The organism is Nitratireductor luteus (genome assembly GCF_026162365.1).
Classification (GTDB): Bacteria; Pseudomonadota; Alphaproteobacteria; order Rhizobiales; family Rhizobiaceae; genus Chelativorans; species Chelativorans luteus.
In genome coordinates this window covers 1-905 of record NZ_JAOANW010000043.1, presented here as the reverse complement: position 1 = coordinate 905, position 905 = coordinate 1, and the positions used below count along the sequence as shown (strand labels likewise).

At 67.2% G+C, this 905-nt stretch carries 1 pseudogene; it reads left to right on the top strand.

Going from position 1 to position 905, the window contains the following annotated elements:
• Positions 1 to 905, top strand: a pseudogene (locus N1058_RS23995) (TonB-dependent receptor); the annotation flags it as partial.

The following is a 905-nucleotide window of genomic DNA, read 5'->3' as shown; positions in this document are numbered from 1 at the left end:
CCGCGCGCCGTTCAATCCGGCAAGTCCGGCTATAACGGCTCAAGGCTCGATGCCGGCGCCCGCATCGATTACCGCATCGATGACGACCGCAAGGTTTATGCCTTCGCGCAAGGGACGATTCACCGCTCGCGCGACATCGACCGCAACGACCGTGCAGGCGTCGGCGCCGAGTGGCAGCTGACCGACACGGTGGGGGTGAACGGCGAGGTGTCCTACGGCACCCACGGCCTCGGCGCGCTGGCCGGTCTCACCTATGATCCGACCGCCGACGACCACTATTATGTCGGCTACCGGCTCGACCCCGATCGCGCCTTCGACCTCGACAATGACCGCGATCTGTTCGGCACCGACAAGGGTACCGTCGTCGTCGGCATGCGGCGGCGCATGGGCGACACCGCCTCGGCCTATTCGGAAAGCAATTACGACATGTTCGGCGAACGCCGCTCGCTCACCCAGACCTATGGCGTGGTCTATACCCCTGACGCCCAGTGGACCGTCGACGGCGGGCTGGAGGTCGGCCGCGTGCGCGACGACACGCTCGAGGCCGGTGTCGAGCGCTCCGACTTCGACCGCTACGCGCCGTCGCTCGCCGTCGCCTACAAGGACGAGGAGCGCGGCATCAACGCCCGCGTGCGCGGCGAGGTGCGCATCGAGCGCTCCGACGACGACACGCGCGACCAGAACACCTATCTCTTCGCCGCCGGCCTCGGCTGGAAGACCAGCCCCGACTGGCGCCTCCTGGCCCATGTCGACGCCGTCCTGTCGGACTCCCGCTCCGCCCAGACCTCGTTCGCCGACACCGACTATGTCGAAGCCTCCCTCGGCTATGCCTACCGCCCGGTCGACAACGACCGCCTCAACGCACTGTTCAAATACACCTGGCTCTACGACCTGCCGGGCAACAA